14 protein-coding genes are annotated in these 14,616 nt (G+C 59.3%); 10 read left to right on the top strand and 4 right to left on the bottom strand.

The window, feature by feature from the left end; all coding sequences use genetic code 11:
- Window positions 1–78 precede the first annotated feature (78 nt).
- The 3 genes from ACTG36_RS09525 to gloB form a co-directional block, all read right to left on the bottom strand.
- Window positions 79–1,035: a M23 family metallopeptidase gene (locus tag ACTG36_RS09525; protein WP_439142117.1), complete on the bottom strand. Its 957-nt coding sequence runs from the start codon at window positions 1,033–1,035 to the stop codon at window positions 79–81.
- Window positions 1,035–3,356 carry an ATP-dependent Clp protease ATP-binding subunit ClpA gene (gene clpA, locus ACTG36_RS09520; protein ID WP_439142115.1) on the bottom strand — a complete coding sequence of 774 codons (2,322 nt, stop codon included), beginning with the start codon at window positions 3,354–3,356 and terminating at the stop codon, window positions 1,035–1,037. Before clpA ends, ACTG36_RS09525 begins: the two co-directional genes overlap by 1 nt.
- 189 nt (window positions 3,357–3,545) lie before the next feature.
- Entirely contained in the window at window positions 3,546–4,307 is a 762-nt protein-coding gene (gene gloB / locus ACTG36_RS09515) for a hydroxyacylglutathione hydrolase (RefSeq protein WP_375280125.1), read from the bottom strand.
- Window positions 4,308–4,369: 62 nt separating this feature from the next.
- On the opposite strand from gloB, the gene ACTG36_RS09510 reads away from it, so the two are divergent.
- A complete protein-coding gene (locus ACTG36_RS09510; protein WP_375280126.1) occupies window positions 4,370–5,116 on the top strand; it encodes a class I SAM-dependent methyltransferase in 747 nt (248 codons plus the stop codon).
- On the opposite strand, the gene ACTG36_RS09505 is transcribed toward ACTG36_RS09510, so the two are convergent.
- On the bottom strand, window positions 5,113–6,621 hold the full coding sequence (locus ACTG36_RS09505; RefSeq protein WP_375280127.1) for a calcium-binding protein: 1,509 nt from the start codon (window positions 6,619–6,621) through the stop codon (window positions 5,113–5,115). The genes ACTG36_RS09510 and ACTG36_RS09505 overlap by 4 nt on opposite strands.
- Before the next feature lie 398 nt (window positions 6,622–7,019).
- On the opposite strand from ACTG36_RS09505, the gene ACTG36_RS09500 reads away from it, so the two are divergent.
- From ACTG36_RS09500 to ACTG36_RS09460, 9 genes are all read left to right on the top strand, one after another.
- Complete coding sequence (locus ACTG36_RS09500; protein ID WP_375280128.1) at window positions 7,020–7,580, top strand: F0F1 ATP synthase subunit delta; 561 nt, start codon at window positions 7,020–7,022, stop codon at window positions 7,578–7,580.
- A complete protein-coding gene (gene atpA / locus ACTG36_RS09495) occupies window positions 7,580–9,118 on the top strand; it encodes a F0F1 ATP synthase subunit alpha (protein ID WP_375280129.1) in 1,539 nt (512 codons plus the stop codon). Before ACTG36_RS09500 ends, atpA begins: the two co-directional genes overlap by 1 nt.
- 18 nt (window positions 9,119–9,136) lie before the next feature.
- On the top strand, window positions 9,137–10,009 hold the full coding sequence (locus ACTG36_RS09490; protein ID WP_375280130.1) for a F0F1 ATP synthase subunit gamma: 873 nt from the start codon (window positions 9,137–9,139) through the stop codon (window positions 10,007–10,009).
- An 18-nt stretch (window positions 10,010–10,027) separates the two neighbouring features.
- Complete coding sequence (atpD, locus tag ACTG36_RS09485) at window positions 10,028–11,452, top strand: F0F1 ATP synthase subunit beta (RefSeq protein ID WP_375280131.1); 1,425 nt, start codon at window positions 10,028–10,030, stop codon at window positions 11,450–11,452.
- A gap of 22 nt (window positions 11,453–11,474) precedes the next feature.
- Complete coding sequence (locus ACTG36_RS09480) at window positions 11,475–11,876, top strand: F0F1 ATP synthase subunit epsilon (RefSeq protein WP_375280132.1); 402 nt, start codon at window positions 11,475–11,477, stop codon at window positions 11,874–11,876.
- A gap of 66 nt (window positions 11,877–11,942) precedes the next feature.
- Window positions 11,943–12,461 (top strand): DNA topology modulation protein FlaR, encoded by a 519-nt coding sequence (locus ACTG36_RS09475; RefSeq protein WP_375280133.1) that lies wholly within the window; start codon window positions 11,943–11,945, stop codon window positions 12,459–12,461.
- A gap of 60 nt (window positions 12,462–12,521) precedes the next feature.
- Window positions 12,522–12,815, top strand: coding sequence for an HNH endonuclease (locus tag ACTG36_RS09470; protein ID WP_375280134.1), 294 nt, complete (start codon window positions 12,522–12,524; stop codon window positions 12,813–12,815).
- A gap of 159 nt (window positions 12,816–12,974) precedes the next feature.
- Entirely contained in the window at window positions 12,975–14,177 is a 1,203-nt protein-coding gene (locus ACTG36_RS09465; RefSeq protein ID WP_375280135.1) for an MFS transporter, read from the top strand.
- Between the two features lie 83 nt (window positions 14,178–14,260).
- The gene (locus tag ACTG36_RS09460) at window positions 14,261–14,611 is read left to right on the top strand and encodes an H-type lectin domain-containing protein (protein WP_375280136.1); all 351 of its coding nucleotides are present in this window, start codon (window positions 14,261–14,263) and stop codon (window positions 14,609–14,611) included.
- The last annotated feature ends 5 nt before the right edge of the window (window positions 14,612–14,616 follow it).

The following is a 14,616-nucleotide window of genomic DNA, read 5'->3' as shown; positions in this document are numbered from 1 at the left end:
GGGGTGAGCCCGTGTCACTAGGGGCGGGCTGGTTGAAAACGGCCCTTCGGGGAGAGTTTTTTGGGCCAGATGAAGGGACTAGCGCAGGGTCACGGATGTGGTTTGGCTGTTCAGGAGGGTGCCATTTCGCACATGATCGATGCGGCCTTCATAGAGGCCCGCGGGCCAGCCTTCGTCGGGCGCGCGGCGACCACCGGCCCGCATAAAGAGAGCCTGCGTGCGGGTGAGTTCGACCTCTGATGCGAAGAGTTCGCCTGCATCGTTGGTGATGCTGAAGGTCAAGGTGTCGCCCGGTTGTGCGCCAAAGCCAAAAGTCCATAGGACAATCGCGTCTTGGGATGTGAGCGCGCGCGTGGCCGCCGTTCCGGCCTTGACCGCATCATAGTCTGGAATGTCGGGGGCGAAACCGGCGGACAGAAGTCCGCCTTGCGGGGTATTCAGGGGCGTGTCCCAGAGAGTGTCACCGGACGGCGCGTCGCAGGCGATCTGGCCGTCAGGATCAAAGGGGTCGATGACTTGGCCGTTGCGCCGGACCGATAATTGCAGGTGGGGGAACTGGGTGCGACCAGACAGGCCGATTTCGCCCAAGACGTCACCTACAGCGACCTTTTGGCCGGTGGTCACGATGACGGAGCCTTCTTTGAGGTGACAGTATTGGGTTTCCCAGCCACCTTCATGGGCGATCACAAGGCCGTTGCCGCAGTCTCGCCCGGCGATGTCTTCGGCGAGGTCTGCGGTGTAGAGGACATCGCGCATGTCATTGCGCACGCCCCGCACCGTGCCGGAGGCTGCGGCGAGGACGTCGACGCCTGCGTTCATGGCCGCCAGCGAAGGGAGGCCAAAGTCGGTGCCTTTGTGGGTGTCGTAGGTCAGATCACCACATTGGAAATCCGTGGCGCCGTCAGTGGGGTCATGATCGACGTAGTTTTGCAGGTAGCAGGTTGTGCCCAGCGAGCAATCAACCGGCATCGCCAAAGAAAAATCCTGCGCTGTGGCGGGCACGGCGCAGGATATGAGCAAAACGGCAAGCCGCATCAATCTGCCGCGAGGAGCGGCGGTTTATCGTTTGAAATTTGCGCCTTGGCCGGTGGTTCGATCTGCAGATCAAGGTCACCCTTCTTGACGCCCACTTTGATGTGGCCACCTTTGGCCAGCTTGCCAAAGAGCAACTCTTCGGCAAGCGGCTTTTTGATGTGTTCTTGGATGACACGGCCCAAGGGACGTGCGCCCATTTTTTCATCATAGCCACGTTCGGCCAGCCATTCAGCAGCAGGCTTGGTCAGTTCGATGGACACATTGCGGTCCATCAGCTGCGCTTCGAGCTGCAACACGAACTTTTCGACCACCTGCAGGATCACATCCTGCGGCAGGGGGGCGAAGCTGACGACGGCATCCAGACGGTTGCGGAATTCCGGCGTGAACGTGCGTTCGATCGCCGCCGTATCCTCACCCGTTCGCTTGTCGCGGCCAAAGCCGATGGCCTCTTTCGCCATGTCAGACGCACCGGCGTTGGACGTCATGATGATGATCACATTGCGGAAATCTGTGGTCCGGCCGTTGTGGTCAGTCAGTTTGCCGTGATCCATCACTTGCAGCAGGATGTTGTAGACATCCGGGTGTGCCTTTTCCATTTCGTCCAGCAGCAACACGCAGTGCGGGTTCTGATCGACACCGTCGGTCAGCATGCCGCCTTGATCGAAGCCCACATAGCCGGGGGGCGCCCCGATGAGGCGGGAGACCGCGTGCTTTTCCATGTATTCCGACATGTCGAAGCGCATCAGTTCCACGCCCAAGGTGTCGGCCAGCTGTTTGGCGACCTCGGTTTTACCTACGCCTGTCGGGCCTGCGAACAGGTAGTTGCCGATGGGCTTTTCAGGTTCGCGCAGACCTGCGCGGGCCAGTTTGATGGCGGACGACAGGGCTTCAATCGCTTTGTCCTGACCAAACACCACGCGCTTGAGAGATGTTTCGAGGTCTTTGAGGACCTCTGCATCGTCCTTGCTGACGTTCTTGGGCGGGATGCGGGCGATCTTGGCCACGACGGCCTCAATCTCCTTGGCGCCGATGGTTTTGCGACGTTTGCTTTCAGCAACCAGATGTTGGGCGGCACCAGCCTCGTCAATGACGTCGATCGCCTTGTCGGGCAATTTGCGATCATTGATGTAGCGCGCGGCGAGTTCAACGGCGGTTTTAATCGCGTCGGCGGTGTATTTGATCTGGTGGTGATCCTCAAAGTAGGGCTTGAGACCCTTAAGGATCTTGATGCTGTCTTCCACCGAAGGCTCCGTCACGTCGATCTTCTGGAACCGGCGGCTCAGCGCGCGGTCCTTTTCGAAATGCTGGCGGAATTCCTTGTAGGTGGTGGACCCCATGCAGCGCAGTTTGCCACCCTGCAAAGCAGGTTTCAGCAGGTTGGATGCGTCCATGGCCCCGCCGGATGTGGCACCCGCACCGATCACGGTGTGGATTTCGTCAATGAAAAGAACCGCATCGTCGTGGTCTTCCATTTCCGTCATCACAGCCTTGAGGCGTTCTTCGAAATCGCCGCGATACCGCGTGCCTGCCAGCAATGCCCCCATGTCGAGGGAATAGATGGTGGTTCCGGACAGAACCTCAGGCACTTCGTGTTCGACGATTTTCTTGGCCAGACCCTCGGCGATGGCGGTTTTGCCCACGCCCGGATCACCCACCAACAGCGGGTTGTTCTTGCGACGGCGGCACAGAACCTGCACGCAGCGTTCAACCTCATGGGCGCGGCCGATCAGCGGATCAACATCCCCTTCGGAGGCCTTCTGGTTCAGATCGACACAATACTTTGCCAGCGCGGATTCGTCTTTGCTGCCTTCGGTCGTGGCCTCAGCTTCGTCCTCCATGGAGGGCGCGCCGGATACGGGGCGGCTTTCGCCAAAGGCGGGGTCTTTGGCCACACCGTGGGCGATGAAATTGACCGCGTCGTAGCGGGTCATATCCTGATCTTGCAGGAAGTAGGCGGCGTTGCTTTCGCGTTCGGCAAAGATCGCGACCAATACATTGGCGCCGGTCACTTCCGTACGGCCTGACGATTGCACGTGGATGGCCGCGCGTTGGATCACGCGCTGGAACGCGGCTGTTGGTACGGCCTCGGATCCTTCCACTTCTGTCACGAGGGTCGACAGATCGTCCTCGATGAAATCTTCAAGAGTTTTGCGCAACTCATCAAGGTTCACCGAACAGGCCTGCATCACGCGGGCGGCGTCCGGTTCATCCAGCAGGGCCAGCAACAGATGTTCCAGCGTGGCCAGTTCATGTTTGTTCGCATTCGCCAGCGCCAGCGCGGAGTGAATGGACTGCTCAAGTGTCGTCGAGAATGATGGCACGTTGCGTGCTCCTCTTGATCGGGGGTCTTGCCGGGGATCGTCGGCCCGACACTACCGTGGCCTCTTAAGGTTAAGTTTTGGCTTATTTCCCGCAGCTTCAAGGGAAAAATTGCCACATCTTTGTTACGTTGATTTGACTGTGACCCCTAAAGGCCTGTTTTACAGGGTTTTGCTGCCTTTTGTGGCAGATCAGAAAGTGTCACGTTTCTTGCGCACATGGGCGAAGACGTCCGATGGATCGGCGTCGGCCATGCCGACGGCGGATTTCAAAGCAGGCACATCGGCCCGCAAAAAGGGGTTGGTGCGCTTTTCAACGCCTAAAGGTGAGGGGACGGTGGCCAGCCCTTTGGCGCGGGCGATGGCGATTTCGTCTGATCGCAATGTAAGGTCGGAATTGTCGGGTTCAATAGTCAGCGCAAAGCGCGCGTTGGTTTGGGTGTATTCATGGCCCGAACACACGCGGGTGTCGTCGGGCAGGGCGCGCAGTTTTTGCAACGAGGCCCACATCTGCGCGGGCGTGCCTTCGAACAGACGGCCACATCCCAGCGCCATCAGGCTGTCGGCGGTGAACACCACGCCCGAGGTGGGGAAATAGACGGCGATATGGTTCAAGGTGTGGCCGGACACATCAAAGATCTGCACGTCCTCACCGCAGATCGTCACGGCGTCGCCTTCGGTCACGGCCAAATCCAGAGGGGGCAAGCGGTCCGCATCCTTGGCGGCCCCGATCACACGGGCCGATCCACGCAAAGGGTCCAATCCATCCACGTGATCCCAATGGTGGTGGGTCAGCAGGATGTCCGTCAACGTCCAGCCCTGGGCGTCCAAAGCGGCCTGAATGGGGGCGGGCTCCGGTGCGTCGACCAGCAAAGTCTCCCCCGTGGCGTCATTGTGCAGCAAAAAGGCATAGTTGTCTTCGAGGCAGGGAACAGTGACGAGTGTAAGGGGCATGGCGCTTGGGTCCGGTGTTGATATGGTGTCGTTAAGTTTTGCCCAGATACAAAGGGGCCGCAATGCATCTGGATGTGCACGATCTTCGTGAGTTCTACTACCGCAGCCCCTTGGGGCGGGCGGCGCAAAAGGTCGTGCGGGATGAACTGGTGCGAATGTGGCCCAAGGCAACGCGCGAAACGGTGGTAGGCTACGGATTTGCAGTGCCGCTGTTGCGTCCGTTCATTCAAGATGCGCGACGGGTGATCGGCCTGATGCCGGGGCCGCAGGGCGTGATGCCTTGGCCTGCGGGGCAGCCCAACGTTGCGGTGTTGTGCGAAGACGCGCTTTGGCCAATAGCGACGGGGACGGTGGACAAACTGGTTCTGCTGCACGGGCTGGAGACGTCCGAGCATCCGCTGGCGCTGCTGGATGAATGTTGGCGGGTTCTCAAACCGGAAGGACGGGCGGTGTTTATCGTGCCCAATCGGGCTGGACTTTGGTCTCGGTCGGACAGAACGCCGTTTGGCTTCGGGCGGCCCTATTCGTTGGGGCAGTTGGAAAAGCAGCTGCGCGACACGGGGTTGATCCCCACGAAGACGCTGTCGACGCTCTATCAGCCCCCCTCATCGCGCAAAGTCTGGCGGCGCATGGCCAATACGATGGAACGCATGGGGCGACACCTGCCGGTGTTTACCGCAGGGGGTGTTCTGATGGTTGAGGCCACAAAACAGGTCCCGCAACCCAAACGTCCCGGCCTGACAGAGGCCGTCAAACGGCCCTTGCGCGTGCTTGAGGGAATGGGCGGCCCCGTGGTGAAGCCCGTTTAGATCGACACGACCTGATCCGCGCTAAACCCGGTCACACCGGTCAGCCGCACCACAAAGGAGGACGGCGGCAGGTCGAGGCTTTGCACAAAGACTTCGACCTCAGTGAATGCGCCGTCGGGGTCCTCAAAAACGGTGACCTCAGAGATTTGCGCATCGGTGGTCTGGAACAGATCGACCTGAAGGACATCCTCAGCGGTGTTGAAATCCTCAATCACCGCGACGGTTTCCCCGTCAGATTCCGCCAAGGCAAACCGCACGGACAAGGTGAAGGTATCGCTGCCCTCATCGCCCCAAGCGACCCCTGCCGCGCCCTCACTGGTCCGGTCGGCAAAAATCTGGATGTCGTCGTCGCCGTCACCGCCAAAGACAGTGCTGTCTTCGTTGGTCTGAATGCGGTCATTGCCCGCACCACCGAATCCCGATCCGCCGTCCCGCGCGCCGATGGTGTCGTCGCCAACCCCGCCATAGGATTGCGATCCTGCGCCTTCGACCACGACGATATCATCGCCTTCCCCACCGGTGAGGACGATATCCGCCCCCTGTCCGTTTAAGACATCGCTGCCGTCATCGCCGGTGGCCGACCCGCCGAACATCACAGTGATGCTGTCGTCGCCCGCGCCACCGGTGACGGTGCTGTTTTCAACGTTGGCGTCATCGTTGCCGTCGCCCAAATCGACAACCGCATCGGTGGCGCGGACCTCATCGTTGCCGGCCCCGCCATCGATCACGCCGCCTGTGCCGATGGCCGTTAGGGTGTCGTCCCCGTCCCCGCCAGACAGGGAAAGGTTGTTTTGAAAGCCACCCAAGGTGTCGTCGCCTGCCAGACCTTCCAGTGTGACGTCGCCCACGCTGGGTGTGATCCAGTCGTTTTCGGCTGTCCCGACGGTGGATGTGTCCACGATGGTCTGTGTTGCGCCATTGCGTGTGTCGGCATAGCCCTCTTGCAGGAATTCGATCAGTTCGTCCCCGTCTGTGTTCGCTTCGAGGTAATAATACTCCGCCTCGACGTTTGACGTGAGGGTGGGCAGGGCCTGAGCCATGTTGGTGTCGGTCGGCGCATCATTTCCATCGGCCAACAGATCGACCGTGCCCAGCAACGTCAGATTGAAGGCCTCTTCGAAGTCTTCAAGCAGGTAGGTGCCGTCATTGGTGTCGCCCGGAATGTTCGAGGCGGTTTCAGATGTATTGTCCGGCCATTCGACGCCGTCGGGCACCAGATAATAGCGCGCTTCGTGTGTCTGAAGGAAATCCGTGTCGGAGTCTTCGGTGTCCACATAGGTGACAATAGCCAGACGGCCCGTTTCGTTTTCGCCAAATTCGATTGCGACACCGCCATCGGTCACGTCGAAGGTTGCACCCAAGGTTTCGGGATCAACGGGATCGACCGGCAAATCGGGATCATCGGGGTCGCCTATCGTGTCATCCGAGCTATCGTCCGCGGTCAGACCCGGCACCAATGCCAAAAGGCCAAAAGCAAAGAACGGCAGAAGTGCAAAGCTCAACATGGATCAAATCCCGACAAATTAACCAATAACCTAGCCTTCTACATAGACCTGAATTGTGTCAGGTGTGAGGTTGAAAACGATCTGTTTTTCGCCAAAGCGGGCCAATCCGCCATATGATCGCCCCATAGAATCGTCTCTCAGACTGGGCCGTGTCGCCAATTGTGGGCGGCCAAGGCGCGGCAGGCGGTCGCAGGGTAGGCGTCTGCAGGCGCTTTGTGCCAGTCTCCATTGAATAAATCTGCCCTGACAATTTGGTGAGCAATGCGGTTGCCCCACCGCAAACCCTCTGCTACATCCGCCCTGATTTTGGCGTCTCCCGCCTGTGGGGGACATGACTGCGCTGAGGGACGGCCTATTTCGTAAGGGGTCCAGCAGCCAATGACATCGGAAGGGTGGACGTGTCCGAACCAGCTTCGATCTCCTCCGGCATTGCAAGCCGCTATGCCACCGCCGTCTTCGAATTGTCGAAAGACGCGAAGGGCCTGAAAGCCCTTGAAACTGACATCAACGCATTGGCCGCAGCCCTTGAGGGCAGCGATGACCTGCGCACTTTGATTTCTTCACCGCTGTATAGCCGTGATGAACAAAGCGCCGCTGTCGCAGCCGTTGCGAAGAAAATGAAACTCTCCAAGATGATGACAAACACATTGGCGCTGATGGCGTCCAAACGTCGTTTGTTTGTCGTCCCCCAGATGATCGCATCCCTGCGTGACATGCTGGCGGCGGAAAAGGGCGAAGTGACCGCGGATGTGGTTTCTGCCAAGGCCCTGACCAAAGCTCAGACAGATAAGTTGGCGAAAACGCTCAAGGCGTCCGTCGGCTCTGCTGTGAATATCAATGCGACCGTTGATGAAAGCCTCATCGGCGGTCTTGTCGTTAAGGTAGGTTCCAAAATGATCGACACGTCGATCAAAGCGAAACTTGCTGCCCTCCAGAATACCATGAAAGAGGCCCGATAATGGCGATCCAAGCTGCGGAAATTTCCGCGATCCTCAAGGACCAGATCAAGAATTTCGGCCAGGAAGCCGAAGTTGCAGAAGTTGGCCGTGTGCTGTCCGTCGGTGACGGTATTGCGCGCGTCTACGGTCTGGACAACATCCAGGCCGGTGAGATGGTCGAATTCCCCGGTGGCATTCAGGGCATGGCCCTGAACCTCGAAACTGACAACGTTGGTGTTGTTATCTTCGGCTCCGACCAAGACATCAAAGAAGGCGACACCGTTAAGCGGACGAACGCCATTGTTGACGTGCCAATCGGTGACGAACTGCTGGGCCGCGTTGTTGACGGTCTGGGCAACCCACTGGACGGCAAAGGCCCCATCGGCGCGAAAAAGCGCGGCGTGGCCGAAGTCAAAGCGCCGGGCATTATTCCGCGTAAGTCTGTGCACGAACCAATGGCCACCGGCCTAAAGTCCGTGGACGCGATGATCCCCGTTGGCCGTGGCCAGCGAGAGCTGATCATTGGTGACCGTCAGACAGGTAAAACAGCCATCGCGCTGGACACGATCCTGAACCAGAAGTCCTACAACGAAGCCGCTGGCGACGAAGAAGGCAAGAAACTGTACTGTGTGTACGTGGCTGTTGGCCAGAAACGTTCCACAGTGGCACAGCTGGTTAAGAAGCTCGAAGAGAACGGCGCGATGGAATATTCCATCGTTGTGGCCGCGACAGCATCCGACCCAGCCCCGCTGCAATTCCTCGCACCTTATGCGGCGACAGCCATGGCGGAACACTTCCGCGACAACGGCCGTCACGCGCTGATCATCTATGATGACTTGTCCAAGCAGGCTGTGGCCTACCGCCAGATGTCCCTGCTTCTGCGTCGCCCACCAGGCCGCGAAGCCTATCCTGGTGACGTGTTCTACCTCCACTCCCGTTTGCTTGAGCGGTCTGCGAAGCTGAACGAAGACAACGGCTCCGGTTCCTTGACGGCTCTGCCGGTCATCGAAACCCAAGGTGGTGACGTGTCCGCGTTTATTCCGACAAACGTGATTTCGATCACCGACGGTCAGATCTTCTTGGAAACCGAACTGTTCTATCAGGGTATCCGTCCTGCTGTGAACACCGGTCTGTCCGTGTCCCGCGTTGGGTCCTCCGCACAGACGAAGGCGATGTCTTCGGTTGCGGGTCCCGTGAAACTGTCGCTGGCTCAGTACCGCGAAATGGCTGCCTTTGCGCAGTTCGGTTCCGATCTGGACGCCGCCACCCAGCGCCTGCTGGCCCGTGGTGCCCGTCTGACAGAGCTGATGAAGCAAAAGCAGTATTCGCCGCTGACCAACGCCGAAATCGTTGTGATCATCTTTGCTGGCACCAACGGCTACCTCGACAACGTCGATGTGGCGGACGTGGGCAAGTGGGAAGACGCAATGCTGGCACATATGCACGCCAACAACGCCGATGTTCTGGATTGGATCACCAACGAAGATCCAAAGATCAAAGGCGACGCGGCTGATAAGGTGAAAGCAGCTCTCGACGCATTCGCCGCCGATTACGCATAAGGGAAAGGATACAGGCACATGCCTAACCTTAAAGACCTTAAAAACCGGATCGAGTCGGTCAAGTCGACCCGTAAGATCACCAAGGCCATGCAAATGGTGGCCGCCGCAAAACTGCGGCGGGCACAGGATGCGGCTGAGATGTCCCGCCCCTATACGGAGCGGTTCAACGCGGTGATGGCGGGCTTGGCAGCTGCTGCTGGTGGTGAGGGCGCGCCCAAACTCCTCAGCGGGACAGGCTCCGATCAAGTGCACCTTTTGGTGGTCATGACAGCCGAACGTGGTCTGTGCGGTGGCTTTAACGGCAACATCTCAAAGCTCGCCCGCTCCCATGCGGCTGAACTGGAGGCAGCAGGCAAGACCGTAAAGGTCCTGACTGTGGGTAAGAAAGGCCGCGACGCGATCCGCCGCGATCTGGAAGACAGCTTTGTCGGTCACGTGGACCTCTCTGAGGTCAAGCGCGTGGGCTACGACAACGCGCAGGACATCGCCCGTGACGTGCTGAACCGCTTTGATGCGGGGGAATTCGACGTCGCCACGATCTTCTATGCGAAGTTCCAGAACGTTGTGACACAGATCCCGACCGCCCAGCAGATCATCCCCTTCTCCGTGCCCGAAGGCACCGAAGCGGACGAAGGCACGCTTTACGACTACGAGCCCAGCGAAGAAGCCATCTTGGCTGACCTGCTGCCGCGCGGCGTCGCCACGGCGATCTTCTCTGCCCTGCTGGAGAACGGCGCATCCGAGCAAGGTGCGAGGATGTCCGCCATGGACAACGCGACACGAAACGCTGGCGAGATGATCGACAAGCTGACAATCGAATTCAACCGATCCCGTCAGGCCGTCATCACCAACGAGCTGATTGAAATCATTTCCGGCGCGGAAGCGCTGTAAGAAACCGGAGAAACGAAAATGGCAAAAGCAAATGGCAAAATCACTCAGGTGATCGGCGCCGTTGTGGACGTTCAGTTCGATGGCGATCTGCCAGCGATTTTGAACGCGCTGACAACAGACAACAATGGCAAAGAGCTGACACTCGAAGTGGCGCAGCACCTCGGTGAAAACACCGTGCGTGCCATCGCGATGGACGCGACCGAGGGCTTGGTCCGCGGTCAGGACGTGACCGACACCGGTGCGCCAATCTCCATCCCTGTGGGCAACGCCACACTGGGTCGCATCATGAACGTCACCGGTGAGCCTGTGGACGAACAGGGCCCCGTCGATACCGACGCCCGTCGTTCCATTCACGGCGAAGCGCCCAAGTTCGAAGACCAGTCCACCGAGACTGAAATCCTTGTGACAGGCATCAAGGTCATCGACCTGCTGGCGCCCTACACGAAGGGTGGTAAAATTGGTCTGTTCGGCGGTGCCGGCGTGGGCAAAACCGTTCTCATCATGGAACTGATCAACAACATCGCGAAGGTGCACTCCGGTGTGTCCGTGTTCGCCGGTGTGGGTGAGCGGACCCGTGAAGGCAACGACCTTTACCACGAGATGATCGAATCCGGCGTTATCGTGCCCGATAACCTGCCAGACTCCAAAATCGCACTGGTCTACGGCCAGATGAACGAGCCTCCAGGAGCGCGTATGCGGATCGCTCTGACCGGACTGTCCCTTGCGGAACAGTTCCGTGACGATACAGGTTCCGACGTGTTGTTCTTCGTCGACAACATCTTCCGCTTCACACAGGCCGGTTCCGAGGTGTCCGCGCTTCTGGGTCGTATCCCGTCCGCTGTGGGCTACCAGCCAACACTGGCCACCGACATGGGTGCCATGCAGGAACGTATTGCTTCCACGAAAGGTGGCTCGATCACCTCTGTGCAGGCCGTCTACGTGCCTGCGGATGACTTGACCGACCCTGCGCCGGCCACGTCCTTTGCCCACCTTGATGCGACGACCGTTCTGGACCGTTCGATCTCCGAAAAAGGCATCTATCCGGCTGTGGACCCGCTGGGTTCCACATCCCGTCTGCTGGACCCGCTGATCATCGGGGATGAGCACTACAAGGTTGCAACTGACGTGCAGCAGATCCTGCAGCGTTACAAATCCTTGCAGGACATCATCGCCATTCTCGGCATGGACGAACTGTCCGAGGACGACAAACTGGCAGTGGCACGTGCCCGTAAAATCGAACGTTTCCTCAGCCAGCCGTTCGACGTGGCGAAGGTCTTCACCGGCTCTGACGGTGTGCAGGTTCCACTTGAGGATACGATTTCGTCCTTCAAAGCCGTTGTCGCAGGCGAGTATGACCACCTTCCCGAAGGTGCGTTCTACATGGTCGGCGGTATCGACGAAGTGAAAGCCAAAGCCGAGAAAATGGCTGCTGACGCAGCTTAATTAAGAAGTAGGAGCCACACACATGGCAGACTTCAAATTCGACCTTGTCAGCCCAGAGCGCCGTTTGGCGTCCCTGGACGCGACTGAGGTTCAGATCCCGGGTGCGGACGGGGATATGACGGCCATGGCCGATCATGCCCCCACGATCACCACCCTGCGCCCCGGCATTCTGTCCGTGACCCACGCCAAAGGCACCGACGATTACTTCGTCTCCGGTGGCTTCGCAGAGATCACCGGCGGTGCCGTGTCTGTGTTGGCGGAGAAAGCATTGCCCAAGGGCGATGTGACCCGCGAATACATGGACGGTTTGATCGCGGATGCAGACACAGCCTATGAGGCCGCCAAGCAAAGCGGGCAGGGCGTGGATGAGGCGGACATGATCCGCAACACCCTTGTGGATGCGATGCGGGCTATAGGTGTCTGACCTGGTCCCGATATACCAATCAAAGGGCGTCCCAATCGGGGCGCCCTTTTTCGTGTGGCCACTGCCATGCAGCGGGTGATTATCACGGGGGCCAATGGGTCCGGCAAGTCGACCTTGGCCACACGGTTGCAGACTGCGCGACCGGATGTGCCACTGTGCCGGTTCGACAGTTTTAAACTGACCACAGAGTGGCAGACCCGTCCCCGCGCCGCGATTGATAGGGACCTCGCCCAACAGGTCGCAGCCCCCGCATGGATCATCGAAGGCGGCCCATCGGTATTGCCGCTTGCGCTTCCGCGCGCTGATCTGGCGATCTCGCTTGATCCGCCGCTGCCGGTCCGTGCTTGGCGGTTGTTTGCGCGTCCGGTGCGCCACGCGGGGCGCACGCGGCCTGAACTGCCCGCTGGCAACCGGGATCAAATTGCCGCAGGGTGGCGGTTTGCTTGGCGCAGCCTGCGTCGCGATCGGCAGTCTTTCAACACGGTCCAGAACACGGTGACGGGGGCCCCGTGCCCCGTGGTCCATTGCCCGACCCGTGTCGACGTGGAAAGCGCCGTCAAACTTTGGGCCGGGGCGGCCCTCTGACTTGGGCCAGGTCAATCGCTGCGGGTCGACAAATCGGGCCTGCACCTTACCTCACTCACCATGTCCGATGATCCCGTCTGCCCCCTGTGTCTGCGCCCCATTCCACCCGGTGTTCCACAAAGCCTGCATCATCTGATCCCCAAGCTGAAGGGGGGCAAGGGTGGGCCGACGGTCCTTGTTCATCACATCTGTCACAAAGAAATCCACGCAACACTGTCCGAGGCCGAACTGGCCCGCGACTATGCCACACCCACGGCCCTGCGCGCCCACCCGCGATTGGCAAAGTTTTTTGCCTGGGTTGCCAAACGTCCCCCCGATTTCATGAGCAAAGTCCCAAAACGCAAACGCGGCTGATCATGTTCCGCGCCGTTTCATCAGCTGACCAAGGACGCCTCGCAAGCGCTGTCGGCGGAGTTCCGGCTGGGTGCAGAGGGGCCGTCCGCTGATCGATGAATTTCAGCGACGCCACGATTTTGGCTTGCCTCTTGCAGGCGGACGCCGTCATGTCGGTCCATGAACAATCGTGCATATATTTTTATCCTCGCGACCTTGATGATCGACGCCATTGGCATCGGGATCGTCTTTCCGATCATGCCTGACCTGATGGACCGCGTAGGGGCAGGCAGCACGGGGGAGGGCGCGTTCTGGGGCGGTGTCCTTATGGCGTCCTATGCGGGTGCACTGTTCTTGTTCGCGCCTATTATTGGCAGTTTGTCGGATGCATTCGGGCGCAAGCCTGTATTGCTTTTGGCGCTGTTCGTGCTGGCTGTGGACTATGTGATCATGGCCTTGGCCAGTGTGTTTTGGGTGCTGCTGATCGGGCGCATCCTGGCAGGTGTCGCGGGCGCGACCTATACAACGGCCACGGCCTATATCGCCGACATTTCGTCGGCGTCTGACCGTGCGGCACGGTTCGGGATGATGGGGGCGGCCTTTGGCATCGGGTTTGTCTTGGGGCCAGCCATCGGGGGCATCGCTGCGGAATGGCACATCACCGCGCCTTTCTGGATCGCGGCCGCTATATCGGCGCTGAATGTGGTCTTTGGCCTGTTTGTCCTGCCCGAAAGCCTGCCGCCTGAAAAACGCAGGGCCTTCGGACGTCGGGACCTCAACCCGTTCAAAACCATCCTCAAGGCGTTCCGCATTCCCGGCCTTGCGATCCCGCTGATCTGCCTGTTTTTGTTTGAATTCGCCAATATGGTTTACCCGACCCTTTGGGCCTTTTTCACCCGTGAGCTGTTTAATTGGTCGACCCTTTATATCGGGATGTCACTGGCGGGCTATGGCATCTTGCTGGCGCTGGTGCAGGGCGGGTTGATGCCGGTCTTCATCAAACGGTTCGGGGAATTTCGGACGCTGCAATTCGGCCTTGCATCCGCGATCATCGGGATGGTCGGGTTCGGGTTCATCAGCACTGTGACCGGCCTCATTATCTTTATCCTGCTGGCGGCCTTGTCTGATCTGACACCCCCGATGATCACCGCTATGGCCTCCAACACGGTGGATGAGGGCGAACAGGGGCTGGTGCAGGGTGTCATCGCCTCCCTTGCCTCTATTGCGGCGTTTCTGGCCCCGCTGGTCGTGACCGGCACGTTTGAGGCTTTTGTGGACGACGAGGGGATCTACCTGCCTGGTGCGCCCTTCCTGATGTCTGCGGTACTCCTGCTTGTCATCGTGCCACTGGTGGCGCGCTTGCGGCCTTTGGCACAATCCTGAACGACATTTGGCTTATCTCTGCCGGAATTCGGGGTTAACCTATCGGCAGGATAGGGAAGACCGCCTTCGGGCAACGGTACAACATGAAGAGAATGCGCAACCATCTTATCGGGGTCGATCACGGCGATGTCGTGATGTTTTCCGACTTTGAACATGACGGCGTCATGTGGACGGGCGACGGCGCGCGACAGGTGCGTGCCTATGTGGAATTTTCCGAAAGTTTCCGGGCGCCACCCGTGGTGATGGCGAATTTGTCCATGTTTGACATGTCCAACGGGTCCAATGCCCGCGCCGATGTGCAGGCCGAAGATGTCACAAGCGACGGCTTTGCGATCGTGTTCCGCACATGGGGCGACAGCAAGATCGCACGCGTCCGCGTGGCCTGGCAGGCCACTGGGGAATTGCGTCAGGTCGACGAATGGGACCTCTACTAGGGCGG

It is taken from the genome of Pseudooctadecabacter sp. (assembly GCF_965657175.1).
Taxonomy (GTDB): domain Bacteria; phylum Pseudomonadota; class Alphaproteobacteria; order Rhodobacterales; family Rhodobacteraceae; genus Octadecabacter.
This window is presented reverse-complemented; position numbering and strand designations above follow the sequence as displayed.